Below are 24,187 nucleotides of genomic sequence, written 5' to 3' on the forward strand. Positions count from 1 at the left end.
TGGGGCGTCCGGGCAGTGGGCAGGGGCCATGACCGACGCGCCTCCTGCGGGTGACCGTGAACGCCGGCACCTCCGAGTGAGGGCGCGTCCTGGTGGCGCTGTGGCCCCAGAGACTCACGAGTGCGGCGGGGGCCGGAATCCCCGCACTCTCCCCCTGGCCGCGGTGGACGGCGAAGTTGCAGCCTGGATTGGGTGAAGACACAGGAGGCGGCGAAGTCAGGGCACCCCAGGCTCCGCACCCGCACCACCACGCGTCGGCCGTCTACCGGCATACCGGCGTACCGTCCACGGTTCGCTCGTGATAGCTACGCGCTCGTCCGGATTCGGCCCCGGCTGTCGGGACACAGGAGGGCCGTCTCCTTCGGCGTGCGCGCCCGCGCCATCTCCGCGACCGTGTCGCTGGCCCATGCCGTTGCCGAGCAGATGCGTCCGGCCTTGGTCCATCTGACGCCGTGGCAGGTGCTGCACGCCCTGTCGCGCGGCTACATGCTGGCCAGCCAGGGAATGGGACGCGGGCTCGCGGAGCACTGGCCGAGTCTGAAGTACTGCGAGGCGCTGGACGGCAATCGCGCTGGCTCCATGGATCTCACCGAGAAAGGCAGCAGCTCCGAGCGCTGGTACAAGGGCATGCAGGCCCGGGAACTGGCCGTCGGCTTCGGGCTCGCCGTGGCGGAACACATCGTGCAGCAGCGCTACCCGGACCACATCGTGTCGGTCGTGGACACGAGCACGGTGCTGCGAGCGGGCTGGCCCGAGAGCGTCTCTCAGCGGAACAAGGGCTCACGGCCCCGGCCCGACCACCTCGTCGAGGTCACGTTCGTGGCCTGCCGCGGAAACCACCAGAAGCCGAGCAAGCGGACCAGCCGGACCGGCAGCACCACGATCCAGCAGCTGGTCAAGGGCTCCGAACTGACCGAGGGCATGCAGATCGGCCCGTGGAACACCACACCGTGCCTGATGCTGTCCACCGAACTCATCGGCCAGGGCAAAGTCGTGGTCAACATCCTGCAATCACCCGGCGAGGCGCTTCTGCCTCTCCGTGTACCGGGCGCCAAGGGAAACGCCGACGAGGAAATCCGAGACAAGTCCGGAATCCCCTACCCCAGCGCCATACGCATACCAGCCAGTGGAGGCAAAAGGGCGCGGACCGTCGACGGATTCCACGTGCCCGAGAACGACCTCAGCTGGTTCGGTCAACTCCTGACCCGCACCGCGACAGCGGGCCTGACCGCATTCGCGGGCGGAGGACCAACCACAGCCCGGTACCTCACCGCACGCCAAGGACAAAAGCACTACGCCGCGCCCACGTTCGCCGCCACATCCAGCTTCCACGACGCAGACATCGAGGTCGGCGATACGAAATTCGTCGGCACGGACCACGTCTTCCGCATGGAGACCGTACGCATCGAGGCGTTGTCCGGTATGGTCCCGAACTGTACGAACTCATCAGAGACGGCCGCGTAGAAGAGCACCGGCAAACGGCCTACGAACTCCGTTCGAAAATAAACACCACCGATGCAGCCGGGAAATGGAACGGCCCGATCTCGTTCCACGGCGACGGCACCGTCATGGCCCTGAGCATCCTGCCCATCCACAAACGGCGCCCGCCCTGAACCAAGAGCGTACGAGTCGGGCAGCGCAACATAGCTCGGGATCGCCGGTTGGCCAAACCGGCGATCCCTTACATCATTGATAGTCCACCGCCACTACCTGCCCACGTGCCGAAAGGCCGCATCCCAAACTCAACCTCACAACTCCACACGACGGCCGCCCTTATTCACGGTCGCTCCCCCCACGGAGGTGTAGGGGCGCCGTCGGGATTCAGCCCGTATGGCCACCGGCGTGCAGGGTTGACGAGCCAGGCCAAGCCGGCATCAGCAGTCTGACGGTAGAGAGCTTCGGCGCTGATTCGGTCCCTCGCTTCTTCCCGCATCCGGGCGAGGGCAGCCAGGGCGAAAGCGTTGCCTGCATCCGCCGCTTGGCGGTAGAGCGTCTCGGCGCCTTCCCGGTCTCCTTCCTCCTGCCGCGCCCGAGCTGAATCAACGAGTGGGAGGACATCATTGCTGTCCGCAGCCGTGTGCGCAGGTTCGAATCCTGCCGGGGGCACTTCGCGAGAAGTGCCAAGAAAGGCGCTGATCGGCAGAAATGCCGATCAGCGCCTTTCTTGCACCTACCGAAACGCAAGCGACTCTGCTGTCCGTCGCTCCCTCACAACCTGCCGCACCCCGCGCACCAGCCCCGGCTGTTTCGGCGCACGCGTTCACCCGCATCGGCCCCCTCACACCGGGCACTTGATCACCGCAGCAGCATTCCGGCACCGTCGACCTGACGCGTCGTCAGTTCACCGAGCGCCGATCTGTGGGGCGCACGCGCGGCTCTTGGCGTTCATGAGGCACGGTCTGCGTGGGCAGCCACTCCAGGTGCTGACCGTGCGGGCCGGTGCGGGCGAGCGGGTGCTCGTTCAGGGCGAGGGTGAACAGCAGGCTGTCGGGACCGGGGCCGGGCGGCAGCCGGCGGTCCACGGCGGGGAGGGTGCCCGGGGCCTCGTTGGAGATCCAGGGGCAGCCCAGCTCCCGCATGGTGGCGGTGAAGGTCTCGCGTTCCTCGGGTGGCAGGTAGGCGAGGACCGCGCTGTGGAGGACGACCGGGGTGGCGCCCGCCGGGGCGGCGGCGACCAGGTCGCGGACGGTCTCGTTGAGGTCGCCGCGGACCAGCACCGGGGGCTCGGCCCGCGCGATCCGCACGGCGTCCCGCAGCCGGGCCAGGCGCTGGTGCTGCTCGGGCCAGACCAGGCACTCCAGCCAGCGCGTGTCCCGGGGATCGGCCACATCGAGCGGGTTCAGATCGGCACCGGCCCGCCAGGCGATCTCCGGCAGCCGGGCGGGCAGCGGAACGGCGCCGGCCGTGCCGCACTCCAGGACGACCGGGCTGTCCGGGGGGCCCAACGTGTCTCCCCCGTCGTAGCGGTAGCGGTAGCGATCGGGGTAGAGGCAGAGACCGGCCGAGGCACCGACCTCGATGAGCGCCAGCGGCTGGGGCAGCCGGGCCAGCACGGGGAGCAGGACGGAGCACCGGCCCGGCTCGTTGGTCTGGGTCCGCCTCTCCAGCATCGTGGCGCGCACCCGGGCCCAGTGGGCGGTGGTCCACTCCCGGAAGGCGGCGAAGCCGTCGACGGGGCCGTCCAGATAGCGCACCGCGGCCAGCAGCAGGTTGGGCTGCCGCTTGTCCGCCGGGAGTTGGTCGATCAGCGCCAGCAGGGGTGGGGCGTCGGCGATCGCGGCGGTCAGCCGCTCGTACGCCGGGGAGTGGCCCCGCGCCTCCATCGCCGCGAACCGCCGGTACCGCTCCGCCGTGTCCACCACCGCGCCCCTTTCCGCCGACCGTACGGCAGCTTAGGCCACCGCACTCGGCTCGCCCGGGCCGGTGGCCGAGCCGCCTCACCGGGGTGGATGGGCGGCGCGGAGCCCGCCGGGTCCGGGGGGATCGGGCGGGCTCCGGGGTGGTGGGGTGATCAGGGGGCGGGGGGTCGGGTCATGGTGGCGAGGGTGGTGCGCCAGTCCTCGCCGGGGTGCGGGTGGAGGGCGGGGGCGAGGTGGTCGGCGCGGTAGTGCCAGGGGTGGTCGAGGTCCTGGGGGACCTGGTCGGTCTCGTGGATCTCGCTCGTACTGCCGAGCAGGCGGGCCAGTTCGGCGGCGAGGTCGCGCCAGGCCACATGGCCGCCGACGGCGTTGGCCACGCCGGTCACGGGGGCGTCCAGGCAGGAGACCACGGCGCGGGCCAGGGCGGCGGCGTGCACCCAGGGCGCCCCGTACCAGGGGCGGCCGGCGGCGCCGGGGCGGGGGACGACCAGAGGCCGGCCCTCGGCCGCGGCCTGGTACAGGGAGCCGGTGGCGCCCCAGCGGAGCTGGTCGCGGAGGCGGTCGTGGGCGCCCCAGACCAGCGGGGCGCGTACGGCCCGGGCGGCGCCCCGGCCCTCGGTGCCGGCCGCGCGCAACAGCAGGGCCTCGCAGTCGCGTTTGGCCCGGCCGTAGGGGCTGAGCGGTTCGGCGGCGGGGGTGTCCTCGGTGATCTCGTCCGGGCCGGGGTGGCCGTAGGCGTCGACGCTGCTGACGAAGACGAACGGGCCCCGCCGCCAGGCACCGGCCATCGCCGCCATGGCCGCGAGGTCGGTGTCGTGGCGGGTGAAGGTGCAGGCGGCGTGGACGACGGCGTCCGCCTCGCGCACCGCGGCGCGCAGCCCGTCCGGGTCCGCGAGGTCGCCCTCCAGGACGTCCACGCCGTCCAGGCCCGCCGCGGCGATCAGATGGGCCGACTCGGGGCGGGCCAGGGCGAGCACCGGGCGGCCCCGGGCGGCGAGTTCGCGCAGGACGAAGGTGCCGACCCCACCGGTGGCCCCGGTGACCAGGACCGCGCCCGTACGGGGGCGCCGGGGCCGGGTCGCGGTGGGCGCGGCCGCCGCGCGTTCGGCTGCCCGGGTGGCGAGCAGGGCGGTGAGCGCCCGGGGGGTGCGGGCCTGGAGGACGTCGAGCCCGGTGAGTGGCAGGCGCAGGGCCTCCCGCAGCCGTTCGGCCAGCCGGACGGCGGTCAGCGAGCCGCCGCCCAGGGCGAAGAAGTCGTCGTCCGGGCCGGGGGCGCGGCCGAGCAGGGTCCGGAAGCCCTCGGTGACGGCCTCGGCGGCCGGGCCGGTCGGCGCGGGGGCGGCGGGCAGGCCCGGAAGGGCGGTGCGGTCCGGGTCGCCGCCGGGCGTACGGGGCAGGGCGTCCAGCAGCGTGACCGCGGCCGGCAGCCGGTCCTCCGGAAGCCGGCCGCGCAGAAAGGCGCGCAGCTCGGCGGGCGGGGGGCCGGAGACGCCTCGTAGCACGGCGTACGCCAGCAGGGGACCGCCGTCCGGGTGGACCACGGCGGCCTCGGCGACGGCCGGATGGGAGAGCAGCGCCTCCTCGGCCGGGTGGCGGGCGGCGAGGGAGTACGCGGAGGAAGCGGCGGCGGGCAGCCGGGAGAGCGGCAGCGACGGGTCGGCGGCCACGGCGGCGAGCAGGGCGGCGTGCGCGGCACCGAGCGCGGCGGCGGTCGCCTCGTCCAGCGCCGCCCCGTGCCGGACGACGGCGGCCGGCCGGTCGGTGTCCCGCAGCGCGAAGGTGAGGTCGAACTTGACGTCACCGGTGGCGATGTCGACGTACTCCGCCGTACAGCCGGGCAGCCGCAGCACGGTGGGCTCACCGAGGACATCGGCGGTGCAGCGGACCAGCGCCGTGCCGTCGGGGTCGCGGGCGGTGGCGCCGAGCCGTTCCAGGACCAGGTCGAACGGGACGTCGCCGTGTTCCTGGGCGGTCAGCTGGGCGTCCCGTACCCGCTCCAGCAGGGTGGTGAAGGACGGGTCACCGGAGAGGTCCACCCGGATCGGCAGGGTGTTGACGCACAGTCCGACCAGGCCGCGCATGCCGCTGCCCCTGCGGTGGGTACCGGCGACGCCGATCAGCAGGTCGTCCTCGCCGGTGAGCCGGTGCAGGGTGGCGAAGGCCGCGGCGAGGGCGAGGGTGAACAGGGTGGCCCGGTGCCGGGTGCCGAGCGCGCGCAGGGCCTCGGGCAGCCCGTCCGCCAGGGGGTGGACGGCGGTCCCGGCGGCCCCGGGCGCCCCGGGCGCCGGGCGGGGCAGCCGGACGGGCGCGGCGCCCGCCAGCCGCCCGGTCCAGTGGCGCAGCCCGTCCGTGTGCGCGGCGGCGCTCTCGCGGCGGGCGTGGTCGGCGTACGAGGGCGGCCGCTGCTCCAGCCCGGGTTCGCCACCGTGGCGTGCGGCGGTGTACAGGGCGGTCAGCTCGGTGGCCACCGTCGCGAGGGAGGCGCCGTCGACGCTTATGTGGTGGAAGGTCAGCAGAACCGTGTGGTCCCGCTCCCCGTGCCGCAGGACCAGGGCCCGGGGCAGGGCGCCGGCGGCGAGATCGAAGGGGCGCCGCGCCTCCTCGGCCAGCCGGGCCGGGGCGGTGGCCTCGGGGCACTCCTCGACGGTGAGCGCGAGCCGGTCGGGGGCGGGCAGCGTCTGCTGGCTGGGCTCGCCGTCGTGCTCCGCGAACCGGGTGCGCAGCGCGGTGTGGCGGCGGACCACGGCGGTCAGCGCGGCAGCGAGGGCGTCGAGGTCGAGCGGCCCGCGCAACCGGGTGGCGAAGGGGACGCTGTACGCCGCCCCGGCGCCGCCCAGGCGGTCCATCAGCCACATCCGGCGCTGGGCGTGGGAGAGGGGCACCGGCCCGGTGGACGCGGACGCCGGAGCGGTGTTCGCGGAGGTGGTGTTCATGGGGGTGGTGTCGGCAGTGGGCCCGTCGGCCCCGGAGGGCCCGGCGGCTCCGGGGGCGGTGTCCGGAGGGGCGGCGGAGGTGGTGGACCCGAGCTCGGTGGGCCCCGTGGACGTGGTGGATCCCGTGGACGTGGTGGATCCCGTAGATCCGGTGGGACCCGTAGTCCCGGAGGCCGCGCCGGGGCGGGCGGCAGCGCGGGCCCGGGCCCGGCGGAGCAGTTCCTCCTGGCGGGCGGTGGTCGAGGCCGGGACCGAGGCCGAGGGGGTGGCGGGGGTGATGTCAGCGGCCATCGGTGGGCTCCGGGGTGTTGATGTCGGTGTCGGTGGACGGGGTGGAGTGGTGCGTGCTGTCGGTGGACGGGGCGGGATGGGCGCTGTCGGTGGACGAGGCCGGGTGGGTGGTGTGGGCAGACGAGGCCGGGCGGGGGGTGTCCGTGTACGGGTCGGGGTGGACGGTGTCGGTGGCCGGGGCCGGGGCCGGGTGGAGGGTGTCGGTGTACGGGTCGGGGTGGGCGGCCAGCAGGGCTTGTTCGAGCAGGGCGGCGTGCGCGGCCAGCGTGGGAGCGGCGAAGAAGTCGGCCAGGGCCAGTTCGACGCCCAGTTCCTCGCGGAGGTCGTCGGCCACGCCCATGGCGAGCAGCGAGTGGCCGCCGAGGGCGAGGAAGTCGGCGTCGGGGCTGGTCACCTCCGTGCCGAGGGCCCGCGACCAGATGTCCGCGACCGCCTGCTGGAGCGGGGTCAGCGCGGTGGCGGCGGGGGTGCCGTCTTCCGTCCCCGCGTCGAACAGGCCGGCCAGCGCCCGCCGGTCGACCTTGCCGGACGAGGTGAGCGGCAGCCGGTCGACGACCAGCAGTTCGTCCGGGACCAAGTGGGCTGGGAGCGTGGCGGCGAGCCGTTCGCGGAGGACGGCGGCGCGCGGGACGGGCCCGGCCGCCGGGACGACGCAGCCGGCCAGCCGGGCGTCGTCCGGCGTGGGGCGGTGCACGGTGACGGCCGCCTCGGCCACCTCCGGCTGCTCGCGCAGGGCGTGCTCGATCTCGCCCGGTTCGATCCGGTGGCCGCGCACCTTCACCTGGTCGTCCAGCCGGCCGTGGAAGAGAAGGACGCCGTCGGGGCGGGCCGACACCAGGTCGCCGGTGCGGTAGCGGCGCCCCGTGGCGGGGTCGTCCAGGAACCGCTCGGCGGTGAGGTCGGGGCGGCCGACATAGCCGGAGGACAGCCGGCTGCCACCGATCCACAACTCGCCGCGCGCACCGGCGGGGACGGGCCGGCCGGCCTCGTCCAGGATGTGGAGGGTGGCGCCGGCGACGGGACGGCCAATGGGCACCTGGCCGTCGCAGTCCGCGTCGGTGACCCGGTGGGCGGTGGCGAAGGTGGTCGCCTCCGTGGGGCCGTATCCGTTGACCAACTCCAGCCAGGGGAAGGCCCGCAGCACCTCACGGGCTGGCCGGGCGGCCAGTGCCTCGCCGCCCACCACCACACCGCGCAGCAGCGAGAAGATCCGGGAGCGGCGGGCGGCGAGCCGGTGGAAGAGGGCCGTGGTGAGGAAGGCCACCGTGACGCCGTGCCGTTCCACCTGCTGGGCCAGGTCCTCGAAGGAGGGCCGGTCGACCGTGCAGACCACCACGGCGGCGCCGTTGGCGAGGGCGCCCCACACCTCGAAGGTGGAGGCGTCGAAGGTGGCCGGCGAGTGGAACAGCACCCGGTCGCGCGGGGTCAGCGTCACGAACTCCGGCTCGCTGAGCAGTTCGGCGGCCGCGCGGTGCGGGACGGCGACGCCCTTGGGCCGGCCGGTGGAGCCGGAGGTGAACATGATGAAGGCGGTGGCGTCCGGGGCCGGTTCGGCCGGTCCCGGGTCCTCGGCGGCCGGCAGGTCGAGCCGGGGCAGCCGCAGCACCGGTCCGGAGAGCCCGGCCGACTCCAGCAGCTTGCCGTCACCGGCGATCAGGGTCACCCCGGCGTCGGCGGCCATGGCCTCGGTACGCGGGCGCGGATGCGCCGGGTCGAGCGGTACGCACACGGCGCCCGCCCACCACAGGGCGAGCTGGGCGACCACCGTCCCGACCGACCGGGGCATCAGCAGGCCGACCGGGTCACCGGGAGCGACCCCGTGTTCCCGCAGGTGTCCGGCGAGTGCCCGGGCGGCGGCGACCAGCCGGGCGTAGGTGAGCGTGGTGTCCCCGTCGACCACGGCCAGGGCGTCCGGGGTCCGGGCGGCCTGCCGGGCCACCAGGGCGGGCAGGGTCCGGGGGGCGTCCCCGGGGGCGGTGACGGGCACGGTGCTCTCCTCATGCGTACGCGTACGGGTATCTGTACGGGGCCCGGCCGGGCCGCGATCGGCGGTACGGGCGGGGGTGGGGGCAGGGGCGGGAGCGGCCGGCATCTCAGGTCCCCTCCGGTCGCCGGCCGGCGCCGCGCTCGTCCACCAGGGCGGCGACCGACCGCAGCCCGGGGGCGCGCAGCACCTCCGGGGCGCGGAGCCGTATCCCGGCCTCCCGCCGGATCACCGTCAGCAGCCGGGCGACGAGGAGCGAGGTGCCACCGGCGGCGGCGAAGTCGTCGTCGAGGGTGAGGTCCGGGCGGCCGAGGAGATCGCGTACGGCGGTGAGCACCAGCCGCTCGCCGGACGTGCCGTCCACCGGGGTGACGCCACTTCCACCGGCCGGTCCGCCGGTCGATCCGCCGGCCGGCCCGCCGATCGGGGCGGGCGTGGCGGCGAGCCGGGCCAGTTCGGCGCGGTCCACCTTGCCGTTGGCGTCCAGCGGAAAGGCGTCGGTGATCCGCACGGTGCCGGGCACCGCCTGCTCGGGCAGCCAGGCGCGTACGGCGGCGACCAGGGCGTCCTCGGTGGGCGTGGCGCCGGGGGCCGGGCGGACATGGGCGACCAGCCGGGCCGGGCCGCCGCCCGAGGCACCCGGGAGGTCCGGGGCGTCCTGGGTGCGGACCGCGGTGACGACGGCGGAGTGGACGTCCGGGTTCTCTTCGAAAGCGGCCTCGACTTCGGCGGGTTCGATCCGTACGCCGCTGATCTTGACCTGGTCGTCCAGCCGGCCGAGGAACTCCAGCAGCCCGTCGGGGCGCATCCGCACCCGGTCGCCGGTGCGGTAGACGCGGTCCACCCGGGACGGGACCGGGGACGACCCCAGGGGCGGGACGGACCGGGCAGGCCCGGCCGACTCCGCCGGTCCGGCCGACTCCGCTGGTCCGGCCAACTCTTCCGGCGGGGTGGTGAAGCGGCGGGCAGTCAGCTCCGGGTCGAGATAGCCGAGCGCCAGGCCCGTGCCGCCGATGCGCAGTTCACCCTCCTCGCCGATGGCGACCGGCCGGCCGTCGGGGTCGGTGACGACGACGGTGACGCCCGGGAGCGGCCGGCCGATCGGGGGCGCGGCCGACGGGTCGGCGGGGCGGTCGGCGGCCCGCATGGCGTGGGTGGTGGTGACGACGGTGGCCTCGGCGGGGCCGTACGCGTTGTGGACGGTGGCGGTCACATCGGCGCCGGGCCTGCGGCGCATCCGGTCACCGCCGGCGATCAGATGGCGGAGCGCCAGTCCGGCGGGCCAGGGCAGGTCGAGCAAGGGCTCGACCATGGGCGTGGCCGCGACGCAGACCGTGACTCCGGCCGTGCGCCACCAGTCGGTGAGGACGGCGGGGTCCCAGCGGACGTCGTCCGGGGCGGGCACCAGGGTCGCGCCCGAGGTCAGACCGGCCCACAGCTCCATCAGGTGCGGGTCGAAGGCGACGCCGATCAGCAGCGACTGCCGCTCCCCGGGGACGAGTCCGGTCTCCGCGCGGTACCAGTCGAGCACGGCGCCGAGGGCGGTTTCCGCGACGGCCACGGCCTTGGGGCGGCCGGTGGAACCGGAGGTGAGCACCGCGTAGAAGGTGCCGTCGGGGGCGCGCCGGGCACCGGGGGCGGGGCGGGCGAAGGCCGCGACGACGGTGGCCGGTGCGTTGGCACCCCGGTCGGGCAGCTCCAGTTTCCGCTGCTCGGCCTCCCGGTACCGGGGCGGCAGGGTGGCCGGCTCCCCGATCAGACAGACGACATCGAGGTCCTCGGTGACGGCCTCGGTGCGGCGGGCCCCGGGGCGCGGGCCGAGCGGCAGATACACCGCGCCGATCCGGGCCAGCGCGACGGCGGTGACCACCAGGGCGGCGGACCGGTCGAGGCAGACGCCGACCAGGTCTCTGGGACGCACCCGGTCACCCAGGGTGCCGACCATCTCGTCAGCAAACGAGGCGAGTTGGCGGTACGTCCAGGTGTGCGGGCCGTCGCTGATCGCGGGGGCGTCCGGGGTACGGCGTACCCACTCCTCGAAACGGGCGAGCACCTCCGGCGCGGAGGCCGGAGCGGCGGGCCCGTGCGCGATGGCGAGCGGGGCGGACTGAGCCTTCCGGACGGGCTGAGCGGTCTGAGCGGTCTGGGTCATCACGACTCCGTACGCGTGCTCGTGGCGGCGGTGACAGTGGTGGCGGTGGCCGCGAGGGCGTCGGCCTGGTCGGCGAGGACCGGGTGCTGGAAAATCAGGCGCAGCGGCGGGCGTTGACCCAGGTGCGGTTCCAGCCAGGCGGCCAACTGGGCGGCGAGCAGGGAGTGGCCGCCGGTGCGGAAGAAGTGTGAGGTCGCGTCGAAGCGGCCGTGGCCGAGCACCGCGCGCCAGCCGTCGGCCAGCAGCGCCGTCATGGGGTCGTCGCCGGCCGAGGCGGCGACCGGGCCGTCCAAGGCGACCGGGGCATCCGGGGCATCCGGCTCACCCGGGAGGGCGCCGGAGCCGTACCCGGCGGTCCCGAACTCCGCCCGGCCGGCCTCGCGTTCGAGCCCTGCGGCCTTGGCCCCGGCCCCGGCGGCCTCGGACCCGGCGGCCTCGGCGTCGGACCCGGCGGTTCCGGAGAGCCCGCCTCCGGCCGCCTCGGTCCCGGGTTCGTCCCGGTCGAGTGCGGCCGCGGCGCGGGTGAGTTCGGCCCGGTTCGGCTTGCCGCCCGCGAGGGTGGGCATGGTGGCGAGGAGCGTCCACCTGGCGGGCACCAGGGCCCCGGGCAGCCGCCGGCTCAACTCGGCGTACAGAGCCTGCTCGTCCCAGTCGGCGTCGCTGCCGGCGGCCTCCAGGAAGCCGACCAGGCGAGGACCGCCCGGGGCCTCCCGGTCCAGGACGACCGCGCAGGACCGGCCGCCGAGCGCGGCGGACGCGGCCGCCTCCACCTCCTCCAGCTCGATCCGGTGGCCCCGCAGTTTGACCTGGTGGTCGCGGCGGCCGAGGAAGTACAGCCGGCCGTCGAGGCCCCGGTAGCCGAGGTCGCCGGTGAGATAGGCGCGGCGTCCGCCGAGCGCCTCGACGGAGACGAAACGGGCGGCGGTCGCCTCGGGGTTGCCGGGATATCCCTCGGCAAGTCCGGCTCCGGAGATGGCCAGTTCACCGACGGCGCCGTCCGGGAGCGGCCGCAGGTGCGCGTCGAGCACATGCACGGTCTCACCGGGCAGTTCGGTGCCGAGCGGGATCTCGGCGGCGAGCGCGCCGTCGGAGTCATCGGGGCTGACGGGCCCCTCGGGGCTGACGGGGAGGAGGGACTCGGCGGTGATCTCGTGGACGGTGGTGCTGATCGCCGCCTCGGTGACGCCGTACACATTGAGCAGCCGCGCGTCGGTCCCGGCACGGAAGGCGCGCATCACCTCCGCCGGAAGACGTTCGCCGCCGAGGGCCAGGAGGCGGGGCGTCCAGTGGCCGGCCTCCAGGGCGCCGGCCAGCTCCTTCCGTACGGCCAGGAAGTAGCTGGTGGGCAGGTTGGCGACGGTGACCCGGGCGGCGGCCAGCAGTTCGGCCAGTTCGGCGCCGGTGGGCACCTCGTACGCGGGAACGACGAGACAGGCCCCGGCGTGCAGGGAGGGCAGCACCTCCTCCAGGGAGACGTCGAAGGACGGCTGGGCGAAGAGCAGCGCCCGGTCGCCGGGCACCAGGCCGAAGCGGTCGGCCACCCCGGTGAGGTGGTTCTCCAGGGCGGCCCGGCCGACCGCCACCGGCTTGGGCGTGCCCGTGGAGCCCGAGGTGTGGATGAGGTACGCCGCTCCCGGCACCGTCGCGGCGGCCCGGGCGCGCGGGAAGGGCGAGCCGTCGGCGGGGGTGAGAGCGGAGCCGACCTGAGCGGTCGGCAGCCCGTCGGGCACCGGGACCGGGGCGCCGGGAGCGGTCAGCACCAGCGCCGGGGCGAGGCGGCTCAGCAGCAGTTCGAGCCTGGCCGGCGGGTCGGACGGCGAGAGCGGACAGTAGACCGCACCGGTCCGCAGACAGGCGAGCAGCGCCACCACCGCGTCGGCGCCCCGGGGCAGTACGACGGCCACCGGCTGCCCGGCGGTCACCCCGGCCTCCCGCAGCCGCCCGGCCAATGAGGCCACCAGCGCGTCGAGTTCGCCATAACTGAGGCACCGGTCGCCGGCGAGCAGCGCGGGCCGCGCCGGGTCCTGGGCGGCCACCGGGTCGAGCAGATCGCGGCCGGCCGGCGCGGCGGCCCCGGCGTCGAGCGGATCACCCCCGGCTGCCCCGGCCGGCACCGGGCCCGACGACACCGGCACCAGGCCCGATGGCACGGACTCGGACTCGGACTCGGGCACAGGCACAGGTGCAGGTGCAGGTGCAGGCACAGGTGCAGGCGCAGGAGGCACCGGGGGCGGGGCGAGGTCGGCCAGGGCGGCCGAGGGGTCGGCCAGATAGGCCCGGAGCAGGCCGGCGAAGCGCTCGGCGAGCAGGGTCACCACATCCGCGCCGAACAGGTCGGCGTCGTAGTCCCAGACGAGCGTCATCCCGGCGGCCCCGTGCCGGGGGCTCACCCCCCGCCGGTCGTCGGGCAGCAGCACCACATCGAGGTCGAACCGGGTGGTGCCGGTGTTGAACCCCTCGAAGAGGGTGACGTCCAGGCCGGGGACGTCGATCTCGGGCAGCTCCGCGTCATGGGCGCTGAACATGACGCCGAACAGCGGATTGTCCGCGCCCGAGGTGTGCAGCCCGAGGGCCCGGGTCAGCTCCTGGACCGGGATCTCCTGGTGCGGCAGCGCCCGTATCAGGGTGTCGGTGACCTCGTCCGTCATCTCCTCGGCGGGCGCCGCCGGGTCCAGCCGCAGGGCGAGCGGGATGGTGTTGACGAACATGCCGACGGCGTCCTCGAAGCCCCGGGGACGGTTGCCGACCGCCGTGCCCACGACCATCCGGGAGCGTCCGCTGTGCCGGCGCAGCAGCTCCGCGAAGAGCCCGAGCAGGGTGGCGAACGGGGTGAGCCCCCGGGTACGGGCGTGCGCCCGCAGCCGCTCGGCCAGATCGGCGCCGATCGACTGGCGCAACTGGCCGCCGTGGTGCCTGCGACGGGTGCCGGGCCGGGTGAGGCCGGGCAACGGCAGGTCGTACGAGACCTCCCGCAGCTCCTCCGTCCAGAACTCCAGGCTCTCGTCCGCCTCGCCGGTCTGGCGGGTCTCGCCGGTCCCGCCCGTCTCGCGGGCCCGCCGGGCCGCGCGCTCGGCGGCCTGGGCGCGTACATGGTCGGCGTACGAGGGAGCCGGCGGGAGCGCCACCGGCTCTCCGAGGACATGGGCCCGGTAGACGGTGAAGACGTCCCGCAGCAGGATCGCGAACGAGTGGCCGTCGTGGATCAGATGGTGCTCCACATGGATCAGCCGGTGCCGGTCGTCCGCGAGGCGTACCAGGGTCCAGCGCAGCAGCGGCGCCTCATGGGTGTCGAGCGGGGTCTCCGCCTCGGTGCGCAGCAGTTCCTGGAAGGCGGCCTCGGGATCGGCCTCACCGCCGAGGTCCACGGTGCGCAGCCGGGGCGGGCAGGCGGGGGCGACCCGCTGTCCCGGTACGGCGCCGGGGACGGCGACCAGTTCCAGCCGCAGTCCGGGATGGCGGTCGAGCGTGGCGGCCAGGCCACGGCGCAGCGCCTCGGGGTCGAGGCTGCCCCAGAGGTCGAGTACGGCGGTGAAGTTGTAGGCGCGGCTGCCCGGTTGCACCTGTTCGTGCAGCCAGACGATCTCCTGCGAGGAGGAGAGCGGAAGCATGGGCGGTCCCTGAGGTCGGTCGTCGGGTCGGACGTGCGGCGGCCGGGCACGGTCGTACCGGGCCGGTGGTACGGGCCGGTCCACGGATCGCGCGGAACCGGCCGGTCGGGGGCGGTGGGCCGGGGCCGCCCGTCGAACGGGGCGGTGGACCGGCGGGGTGGTGGGCCGGGGCGGTGGTGGGCCGGATGCCGATCCGGTACGGCTCAGACCACCCGGGCACCGGCGGAGGCACCGGCGCCGGCCGAGGCAGCGGCGGCGGCCCGCACGGCACCGGCGAGCGCGGCGAACCCCCGCTCGGCGGCCTCGTCGGTGAGGATCGCGCGGTCCCAGGCCATCCGCAGCCGCAGCTCGGAGCCCTGGGTGACGGCGACGGCGAACGGTCCGCGCACCGGGCGGCCGTCGATCTGGATCTCGGTGCCCGGCACGCCGCCGAGGACGAGCGGCGGGCGGCGGCGCTCGTCGTCCACGGTGAGCAGGCCGTCGAGCCGTCCGGTCCAGCCGGAGCCGGCCGCGCGGGCGGCGTGCACCACCGCGTCGAAGGGGGTGTCAGCGTGGTCCAGGTCGTCCCACCACCCGTCGGCGGTGGAAGCGGCAGCGTGGCCGGAGCCGGGAGCAGAGCCGGGACCGGGACCGGGGGCGAGGGCGTCGCCGGTCCCGGCCGGGAAGACCACGGTGTTGAGGAAGCAGCCGAGCACCGGGGCGGCGCCCGGTGGCCGGCCGCCCCAGGGATAGCCCAGCGGGACGATCCGGTCCGGCCCGTACAGGGCGCCGGCGGCGGCCCGGCAGGCATCGAGCAGATCGGGGAAGGGCACCCCGTCCGGCCCTGCGGGCAGCCGGGCCTCCGCCGCGCCGCCGGGCAGCGCGCCGGGGGCGGCCGGGCCGGTACGCGGCAGGGGGGCGCATTCGCGGACCGGCCGGAGCCGCTCGCCCCAGTAGGCCAGGGCGGACGGGGAGGTGGCACGGTCCTCGGCGTCTAGCTGGCCGAGCACCGCCGCGCGGTAGGCGGCGAGTTCGGCCGCGCTGTCACCGGAGACCTCCCCGGCACCGGCCGCGTACGCGTCGCTCAGCTCCGCCACCAGCCGGGCGAGGGACTGCCCGTCGCAGGCGGCGTGGTCCAGCACCACGGCGACGATCTCCCGGGCGCCGCCGGGCGCGTCGGCCTCCTCGTACGTCACATAAAGCCGCAGCGGCGGGCCGTCCGGGGCCCAGGCGGCCAGGGCCCGGCGCAGCGCGGCGGCGGCGCTCTCCCCCGGCGCCCGGTCGACCCGGGTCACCGGCACGTCCGGGGCGGCGAGCGCCAGGGCGGGGGTGCCGCGCAGCACGGTGGGCCGGCCGCGCAGTACGGGATGGAGGGCGGCGAGCCGGTTCGCGGCGGCGCGCAGCCGCACCGGGTCCACGGTGCCGGGCGGAAAGGCGAAGAACATCGGCACGAGGTCCGGCCGGCCCGCCCGGTCCAGCGAGCGCACCAGCAGGAAGCGGCGCTGCGCCCCCGTGACGGGCAGCAGATGCGGCGCCCCGTCACCGGGGTCGAGCCGCCGGAAGCGGTCCAGATACTGGCGCGTGATGCTGGGCACGTGTTCCTCTCTCGGATGGCGCGGGTCCGCCCGCCCGGACACCCGGCGCGGGACGCCGGGGAGCCGGGCCGTACCGGACACCGCCGGACACCGGATCGCCGTGGGACGGCGGAGCGGTGGGCGGGCGGGGCGGCACAGCGGAGCAGTGGGTGAGGGGGTACGAGGCCGCGGCGGCACGGAGCCAAGGGGACAGGGGGATGGGGGGAGCAAGGGGGGCAAGGGACTGCTGATGCACGGCTTCAGAGCCACGGGCGTTCACAGAGCTACGAGGACACCCGGTCACTGATTCACTGATTCACCGGGTCACCGGATCGCCGGTCCACAGCGCCGCCGGGCCACCGGGGCCACCGGGGCCACCGGGATCATGGAGCTTCCGTCCCTACGGGCGCCCCGGACGTCCCAGGTGTCCCGGGCGTCCCACCGGCCCGGCCGGGGTCCTCGGTGGCGGCCGTGACGGCGGTGACGGCGGTGGCGGTGGCGGGGAGGTCGCGCAGGCGGCGCAGCGGGGAGAGCAGCAGGGGAAGCGGGAAGAGCAGCAGGCCCGCGGCACAGCAGACCAGCGCCGCGCGGGAGCCGAGGGCGTCGGCCAGCGCGCCGCCGGCGAGGGCCCCGAGGGGCAGGGTGCCCCACATGACGAACCGGAGGGTGGCGTTCATCCGGCCCAGGAGCCTCGGCGGGCACAGGGCCTGGCGGAGACTGACCTGTGCCACGTTGTAGACGACGGCGCCGAAGAAGACGGCGCCCGACCCGACCGCGAAGAGCACGGCGCCCGCTCCCCCGTACGACAACGGCCAGAGCAGGCCGAACGGTGCCGAGACCAGGGCCGACAGCCGGATGACACGGGCCTGGCCGAAGCGCCGGCCGAGGGCCCCGGCGCAGAGCGCGCCGGCCAGGCCGCCGACGGCCGCGGCGGAGAGGACCAGCCCGAGCGCGGCGGGGCGCAGGCCGAGGACCCGGACGAGAAAGACGGTCTGGGTGGCCATCAGCATCGCCGCGAAGAAGTTGGCAAGGCCGGTGGCGGCGGCGATCACCCGCAGCAGCGGGTGGCCGGCGACGAAGCGCAGGCCCTCGGCGACGTCCTTGCGGAGCGAGGCCCCGGGGACGGGCTCCGGGCGTTCCTCGGTGACTCTGATGCCGAGCAGGAACAGGGCGCTGAGCGCGTAGCCGATCGCGTCGGCCACGATCGCCAGCTGCGCGCCGAGGAGCTGGACCAGTCCGCCGCCGACACCGGGTCCGGCGACCTGCGCGGAGGAACGGACGGTCTCCAGCGCCCCGTTGCCGGCGACCAGGTGCTCGGTGCGGAGCAGGTGCGGCAGAAAGCTCTGGTGGGCCACGTCGAAGAAGACGGTGGCGGTGCCGGTGACCAGGGCGACGACATAGAGCTGGGCCATCGTCAGCACGCCGGCCGCACCGGCCACCGGGACGCTGGCCATGGCGAGAGCCCGTACGGCATCGGCGCGGATCATCAGCGGCAGCTTGCGCGCCCGGTCCGTCCAGGCACCGGCGGGTAGGCCGATCAGCAGGAAGGCGGCCGTCTCCGCCGCGGTGAGCAGCCCCACCTGGAACGCGGACGCGTCCAGGACCAGAACGGCCACCAGTGGCAGCGCCACCAGGGCGATCTGGGCTCCGGCCTGCCCGGCGGCGGCCCCGGCGAGCAGCAGGCGGAAGTCGCGCAGGCGCAGCGGGCCGCCACCCGGAGGGGCGGGACTTGTGAGGGACATGTGAACGACCATCACCGGACGGCCGATCGGAGGTCAAGGTTCAAAGCTCAGTTTTGATCATTTTCCTTCGATGATTCGGTGTTGTTTCAGTAAATCCTTCACCGAAATCGAGCGACTCCGGAATGAACAACTACGCGCGGCACGCGAAACACCGGGCGGTCACCCCCGATCGACCTTCACGATCGGAACAGCCGCACGGAGAGTCACCGACCGCACTCTGACCGAAAACGACCGTCAGGGCACCGTCGCGGACGGAATGGTCCATTCCGGGTGTTAGGGACCGGGATTCCCGGGGTGTCCTGACATGCACCTATCATGTCGGCCCGGCGCCCCGCCCGTGCGAGTACGCCTCCGCACCCACGCTGCCGTACAGCCGTACAGCCATATCGATGTATCGCCGTACAGCCGTATCGCCGTACACCACCATGACCGCGCCGGTCACCCGCCCGCCGCACGGCGGCCCGGCGCCCGGCCGCTCAGGCCGAGCGCTTGGGAGCGACCGTCTTCTTGGCGGGGGACTTCCCTGCCGCGGACTTCCCGGCGGCGGGCTTGGCCGTGGACGACCTGCCGGCGGACGACTTGGCGGCGGCCTGCCCGGCCTCGGCCGACTTGCCGGCGGACGACTTGGCGGCGGACGACTTGCCTGACGTGGAAGCGGACTTGGCGGCCGGAGCGGCGGACTTGTCGGTCCTGGCGGACTTGGCCGTCTTCTTCGCGGCCGCCGTCTTCTTGGCGCCGGAGCCCGCACCGGCGGACTTGGCGCCGGCCTTCCCGGCCGTGGCGGCGGACTTCCCGCGGCCCCGGGCGGGGAGTTCCGTGACGGACGCCTCCGCGGGCTCACCCCCGGGCTCCTCCCCGACACCCTCCCGCTCTTCGGCGGCCCGCTCCTCGCCCCGGGACTCCCGGGCCGCGCGGACGCTGCCCTCCAGCGCGGCCATCAGGTCGATCACCTGGCCGCCCCGCTCCCGCTTCGGCTCGGGCGCGGCCTCCAGGGCGCCCTCCGCCTTGGCGGCGATCATCTCCTCGACCGCCGCCCGGTAGTCGTCGTGCAGCTCGTCGATGTCCACCTGGCCCAGGGTGTCCATCAGGGCGTCCGCCAGGTCGAGTTCGGCGTCCCGGACACTGACCGAGGTGTCCGGGGCGACCCCCTCGGGGCGGCGGATCTCGTCCGGCCAGAGCAGCCCGTGCATGGCGATCACCTCGTCGACGACCCGCAGCATGCCGAGCCGCTCCCGGCCGCGCAGCGCGAACTTGGCGATGGCCACCCGGTCGCTGCGCTTCAGCGCCTCGCGCAGCAGGGTGTACGGCTTGGCGGCGGGCACCCCGTTGGCGGAGAGGTAGTACGCGGTGCCCATCTGGAGCGGGTCGATCTCGGACGCCGGCACGAAGGAGACGATCTCGATGGTCTTGGCGGTGGGCAGCGGCAGCGCGGCGAGATCCTCGTCGGTGATCGGGATCATGGTGCCGTCGGTCTCTTCGTACGCCTTGCCGATCTCCTCCGAGCCGACCTCCTCGCCGTCCAGCTCGCAGACCTTGCGGTAGCGGATCCGGCCGCCGTCCTCGGCGTGGATCTGCCGGAAGGAGATGGACCGGTTCTCGGTGGCGTTCACCAGCTTGATCGGAATGCTGACCAGTCCGAACGAGATCGCGCCATTCCATATCGACCGCACGTTTCCTCCTCGCGCCCGGCCCGGTGAGCGATGCGCACCGACTCGCACCTCTATGAGTGAACCGACTTGTACTTATATGTGCAAAAGGTGCGATTCTCATCGTATGACGCCGATCACGGAGGTGGCGGGGCGGCGGATCGCCCTCAGCAATCTGGAGAAGGTCATCCACCCCGCCACCGGCACCACCAAGGGCGAGCTGCTGCACTACTACGCCACGGTCGTGGACGCCCTCCTCCCCCACCTCCGGGACCGCCCGCTCTCCTTCCTGCGCTACCCGGACGGCCCGGACGGACAGCTGTTCTTCACCAAGAACCCGCCCCCGGGAACACCCGGATGGGTGAAAACCGCGCCCGTTCCCCGATCCGAGGACCCCGGGACCCGGCAGGTGATGGTGGACGGCCTGGCGTCGCTGATGTGGGCGGCCAATCTGGTGGTCGAGTTCCACACCCCGCAGTGGCGGGCGGCGGCCCCCGCCGTCGCCGACCGGCTGGTGCTGGACCTCGATCCCGGGGCGCCCGCCACCGTGGTGGAGTGCTGCCGGGTCGCGGCCTGGCTGCGCCGACGGCTCGCCGCCGACGGGCTGGAGGCGTACGCCAAGACCTCGGGCGCCAAGGGCCTGCACCTCTACGCCCCGCTGGAGCCGACCCCGTCCGAGCGGGTGTCGGCGTACGCGCGGGCGCTGGCGGTCGAGGCGGAGGCCGAGCTGCCGGAGCTGGTGGTGCACCGGATGGCGAAGGCGCTGCGCCCCGGCAAGGTCTTCGTGGACCACAGCCAGAACTCCGCCGCCAAGACCACCGCCGCCCCCTACACCCTGCGGGCCCGCCGGGAGCCGGCCGTCTCCACGCCGGTGACCTGGGAGGAGGTGGCGGGGTGCGGGGATCCGGCGCAGCTCGTCTTCCTGCTGCCGGACATCGGCCCCCGGCTGCGGCGGTACGGCGATCTGCTCGCCCCGCTGACCGCCGGGCCCCCGGCGGCCGGACGGCTGCCGTGACCCCGCCGGCCGGCGCGGACGGCGGCCGTGACCTCGCCGGCCGGCGCGGCTGGGGCGAGCAGGTCGGGCGGGCCGGGCAGCGGCCGGGACCGGCGGCCGGCCGCCAGGACCACCGGAACCGGCGGGTGGTCGCCGTGACCGGCGGTCCCGCCGCCCGGAGCGCCGGAGGGCCGGCATGAGCGACGGACCGCCGCGGCCGCCGGTGCGAGTGGCGCTCGCGGAGTGGGTCACCGACCTGCCGCGCGAGCCGGGTCTGGCGTACGAACCGAAGTTCGACGGCCACCGCATGGTGATCTTCCGTCAATCCGGCGACGTGGTGCTCCAGGCCCGCTCCGGGCGGATCGTGACCTCGGCCTTCCCGGATCTGGTGGCCGCCGCCCGGGCCCTGCCGCCGGGCACGGTGCTCGACGGCGAGGTGGTGGTGTGGACCGGCGGCCGGACCGACTTCGCCGCCGTGCAGGGCCGGGCCGCGGCGACTCCCGGCCGGGCGCCGGGGCTGGCGCGCCGGCTGCCGGCCTCGTACGCCGCCTTCGACCTTCTCGCGGCGGACGGCGAGGACCTCCGCACGGCCCGCTACGACCGGCGACGCGCCCGGCTGGTGGAACTGTTGGACAAAGTTGAACCACCTATTCAGGCCGTCCCTGCGACAACCGACCCGGACCTGGCCCTGACGTGGTACGAGACGCTGCCGCGCATCGGGGTGGAGGGGCTGGTCGTCAAGCGGCTGGACCAGCCGTACCGGGGCGGCCGGCGGGCCTGGCGGAAGCTCCGCCACACCCGCACCAGGGATGCCGTGGTGGTGGGCTACACCGGCGCCCCCGAACGGCCGAACGCGCTGGTCCTGGTGGTGCCGGACGACGACACGCCGTTCGTCTCCAGCCCGCTGCCGGCCGCGCTGCGGGCCCGCGCCGGGGCGGTGCTGCGGAGGCTGCCGCCCGGCGGCGAGCCCGGTTCGGCGGTGGCCCCGGGCCTCGGCGAGGTGGCCTACCAGGGGGTTCCGCCCGCCCTGACGGTGGAGGTCGCGACCGGGACGACCCGTCATGGGGTGGTGGCCGTACTGCGTCTCAAAGACGCCTGAACCGGGCGGTCCCGGGCACCCCGGCGGGCGCCGAGCGTGACGAAAACGGGACCTTTGGCCCTGTCCGATTGGCGGGTCATGCCGCCCGGCGGTGTGGTGCACTATTGCCCCCAAGCGCAGTGTTCATGGGGAGGGATCGGCGTGTTCACGGGGATCGACGAGGTCGACTGGACCTCGCTGGGCCATGCCTACGGCCCGGCCGACGACGTGCCCGCCCTGCTTCGCGGGCTCGCCTCCACGGACCCGGCCGAGCGCGAGATCGCGCTCGACGGGATGTACGGCGCGGTGCACCACCAGGGCGACGTGTACGACTCGACGCTCGCCTGCATCCCGTTCCTGCTGGAGCTGGTGGCCGATCCGGCGGTGCAGGACCGGGGCGCCCTGGTCGAGCTGCTGACCAGCATCGGCGGCATCGACCTGGACGGCGACGACGAGCTGGCGGAGCTGGACCCGGAGGACGAGGAGTTCGAGGACGCGGCCAACTACGCGATGGCCTCGGCGGCGGTGGCGGCGGGCGCCGATGTGTTCCTGGAGCTGCTGGGCGACGCGGACCCGGAGGTGCGGATCGCCGCCCCGGGCGCGCTCGCCTCGCTGCACGGCGAACCGGCCCGGGTGCTGGAGCTGCTGCGCGAACGGCTGACCGTCGAGCGGTCGGCGGAGGTGCGGCTCGCGCTGGTGGAGGCGGTCGGCCGGATCGCCCTGCGGTACGAGTCGCTGCGCGACGAGACCGTGGACTGGCTGGGCTGGCTGATGGGCGCCGCCCAGGACCCGGGGCTCCGGCTGGCCGCGCTCGCCCAGCTGGCCCGGTGCGCGCCCGCCCGGCTCCCGCGCGATGTGGTGGCGACCGTCACCGACCTGCTGGCGGAGCTGCGCGAGGCACCGGACGGGCCGGGCCGGGGCGCCCCGGCCGACCGCCGGGCCAACCGGCTGCCGCTGGACGAGCTGGCGGAGCTGGACGCCTGGGACGGGCCGGGGGACGGCTCCGGGGCCGGCGACGGCCCGGCGGGCCGGGGTGGCGGGCCGGCGGCGCGGGAGACCGCCGGCACCTGGGACGGCGCGGCGGCCAGGGACGGCTCCGGGGCACGGGACGGCTCCGGAGGCCGGGACGGTTCGGGAGGCCGGGACGGCTCCGGGGTCCGGGACGGACGGGAACCGGCCGCGGCACCGGACGGCGGGGCGGTGGCCCGGCCGTCCGCGCCGATCCTGATCGAGCAGGCGTACCAGGCGTGTCAGCCGTACGGCGCCCGGGGCGAGCGCGCGGAACTCCCGGCGGGGCGCGGCACCGCCTGGGCGGACGATCTGCTGCGCACCCTGCACGGCGCCCTGGACGACCGGGTGGAGGACCGGATCGCCCTGCTCACGGTCCAGTTGCGCAGCCCGGACTGGGGCCAGCGGGCGGACGCCGTCTGGATGGGCGGCGGTCTGGTGCACACCTGGCGGGGCGCGTACGACGAGGTGGTCCGGCTGATCGGGGCGCAGCTGGCCGACCCCGAACCCCGGTTGCGGGAGGCCGCGGCCGGCTGGCTGGGCGACCTCTTCGGGCTGGCCCGCCCGGCGGCCGACGCGCTGGCCGCCCGGGTCGCGGCCGATCCGGAGCCCTGGGTGCCGGAGCGGGCCGGAGGCTGGCCGGGCACCGGGAGCGCTCTGCTCGCCCTCACCCGTGCGGGTGATGCCAGGGCGGTGCCCGCGCTGATCTGCGCGCTGGAGCAGCCCGCGCTGGACGGTCCGCTGGCGCACGCCGTCCGCCAGCTGGGCCGGGCCGGCACCGCACTGGTGCCCGCGCTGCGCAGGCGGCTGGCCGGACTGCCGCTCGCCGGCCGGGCCGGGCCGGCGGAGCAGGCCGAGCCGCTGCTGCTCGCCCTGGCGCGGATGGGCGCCGCCGAGGCGCTGCCCGAGGTGCTGCGGATGTTGCGGGCGGCGGCGCCCGGACACCTCGGGGAGCGGCTGGCCGAGCCCGCGCTGCGCGCGCTGGCCGCGTTCGGCCCGGCGGCGGCCCCGGCGGTGCCGGAGCTGCGGGCGCTGCTGGCCGACGGCTCGGCCCCGGCGGCGGTGACCGCGACGGCGGCGCACGCCCTCTGGACGGCCGGCGGCGACGTACGGCCGGTGCTGCCGGTGCTGCGGACCATGCTGCTGGCGCCGGACACCCAGGACCGGTCGCAGGCGGCCCGGGCGGTCGGGGCGATCGGGCCGGCGGCCTCCCCCGCGGTACCGGAGCTGATGGCCGGCCTCTCCTCGCACCCGCCGCGGCTCCGGGTGGCGGCGGCGCTGGCACTGTGCCGGGTCACCCGGGACGTGGGCGAGGCGCTGCCGGTGCTGGTGGCGGCCTGGCGGGAGGACCGGCACAGCCGCCCGGGGATCGCGGAGTGCCTGTCCGAGCTGGGCCCGGCGGCGGCTCCGGCCGCCCCGATGCTCCGCGCCGAGCTGGCCCGCTCGCGGCGCCACCATGTGCCGGACGGCCGCTCCGGCGGCCGGGACATCCACCACGACGAGCGGCTGCTCACCCACTGCCGCCAGGCGCTGGGCCTGCCCGGCCCCTCGGCCTGACCGACCCCTCCTGGGGACTCCTTCCGGGGACTCCTCCCGGGGGGCTCCTCCGGCCTTCCGGTACGCGCCGGTACGTGCCGAAACGTACCCCGTCCCCGGGCGCCGGGCCCGCCCGGGAACCGGCCGGTGGGTGCCCGGCGCGGAGGGCGTCCGGTCCGGGAGAGGGCGGGCGCGGGGCCTCGACAGGGACCGGACGCGGCCCGGCGAGGCGGCGTACGGAGCCCGGGCATCCCCGGCAGGACCAGGACGGGCCCGGCCGGCGGTCGGGCAGGACCCGGACAA

Annotated in this window: 12 protein-coding genes; 4 read left to right on the forward strand and 8 right to left on the reverse strand. The window is 75.4% G+C overall.

Annotation, left to right across the window (positions count from 1 at the left end; translation table 11 throughout):
* The first annotated feature begins 366 nt into the window (after positions 1-366).
* On the forward strand, positions 367-1,464 hold the full coding sequence (locus NX801_RS00995) for a hypothetical protein (RefSeq protein WP_258784794.1): 1,098 nt from the start codon (positions 367-369) through the stop codon (positions 1,462-1,464).
* Positions 1,465-2,336: 872 nt separating this feature from the next.
* Here the strand turns inward: NX801_RS00995 and NX801_RS01000 are convergent.
* From NX801_RS01000 to ku, 8 genes are all read right to left on the reverse strand, one after another.
* Positions 2,337-3,362, reverse strand: coding sequence for a DUF2332 domain-containing protein (locus NX801_RS01000; protein WP_258784795.1), 1,026 nt, complete (start codon positions 3,360-3,362; stop codon positions 2,337-2,339).
* A 149-nt stretch (positions 3,363-3,511) separates the two neighbouring features.
* Positions 3,512-6,292, reverse strand: coding sequence for a condensation domain-containing protein (locus tag NX801_RS01005; protein WP_258784796.1), 2,781 nt, complete (start codon positions 6,290-6,292; stop codon positions 3,512-3,514).
* 280 nt (positions 6,293-6,572) lie between these two features.
* On the reverse strand, positions 6,573-8,570 hold the full coding sequence (locus NX801_RS01010; RefSeq protein ID WP_258784797.1) for a non-ribosomal peptide synthetase: 1,998 nt from the start codon (positions 8,568-8,570) through the stop codon (positions 6,573-6,575).
* 106 nt (positions 8,571-8,676) lie between these two features.
* Positions 8,677-10,719 carry a non-ribosomal peptide synthetase gene (locus tag NX801_RS01015; protein WP_258784798.1) on the reverse strand — a complete coding sequence of 681 codons (2,043 nt, stop codon included), beginning with the start codon at positions 10,717-10,719 and terminating at the stop codon, positions 8,677-8,679.
* Positions 10,719-14,327 carry a non-ribosomal peptide synthetase gene (locus NX801_RS01020; RefSeq protein WP_258784799.1) on the reverse strand — a complete coding sequence of 1,203 codons (3,609 nt, stop codon included), beginning with the start codon at positions 14,325-14,327 and terminating at the stop codon, positions 10,719-10,721. The genes NX801_RS01015 and NX801_RS01020 overlap by 1 nt, the downstream gene beginning before the upstream one ends.
* A 203-nt stretch (positions 14,328-14,530) precedes the next feature.
* Positions 14,531-15,901, reverse strand: a complete 1,371-nt coding sequence (locus NX801_RS01025) for a condensation domain-containing protein (protein ID WP_258784800.1) — start codon at positions 15,899-15,901, stop codon at positions 14,531-14,533.
* A gap of 362 nt (positions 15,902-16,263) precedes the next feature.
* Positions 16,264-17,622, reverse strand: a complete 1,359-nt coding sequence (locus NX801_RS01030; protein ID WP_258784801.1) for an MFS transporter — start codon at positions 17,620-17,622, stop codon at positions 16,264-16,266.
* A 476-nt stretch (positions 17,623-18,098) separates the two neighbouring features.
* Positions 18,099-19,292, reverse strand: coding sequence for a non-homologous end joining protein Ku (gene ku / locus NX801_RS01035; RefSeq protein ID WP_258784802.1), 1,194 nt, complete (start codon positions 19,290-19,292; stop codon positions 18,099-18,101).
* Between the two features lie 103 nt (positions 19,293-19,395).
* Between ku and ligD the strand changes: the two genes are divergently transcribed.
* The 3 genes from ligD (at position 19,396) to NX801_RS01050 (ending at position 23,905) form a co-directional block, all read left to right on the forward strand.
* Positions 19,396-20,283 carry a non-homologous end-joining DNA ligase gene (gene ligD / locus NX801_RS01040; RefSeq protein ID WP_258784803.1) on the forward strand — a complete coding sequence of 296 codons (888 nt, stop codon included), beginning with the start codon at positions 19,396-19,398 and terminating at the stop codon, positions 20,281-20,283.
* A 175-nt stretch (positions 20,284-20,458) separates the two neighbouring features.
* Positions 20,459-21,361 carry an ATP-dependent DNA ligase gene (locus tag NX801_RS01045; RefSeq protein WP_258784804.1) on the forward strand — a complete coding sequence of 301 codons (903 nt, stop codon included), beginning with the start codon at positions 20,459-20,461 and terminating at the stop codon, positions 21,359-21,361.
* Positions 21,362-21,502: 141 nt separating this feature from the next.
* The gene (locus NX801_RS01050) at positions 21,503-23,905 is read left to right on the forward strand and encodes a HEAT repeat domain-containing protein (RefSeq protein ID WP_258784805.1); all 2,403 of its coding nucleotides are present in this window, start codon (positions 21,503-21,505) and stop codon (positions 23,903-23,905) included.
* The last annotated feature ends 282 nt before the right edge of the window (positions 23,906-24,187 follow it).

The sequence above is a fragment of the Streptomyces pyxinae genome (assembly GCF_024756275.1).
GTDB lineage: Bacteria > Actinomycetota > Actinomycetes > Streptomycetales > Streptomycetaceae > Streptomyces > Streptomyces pyxinae.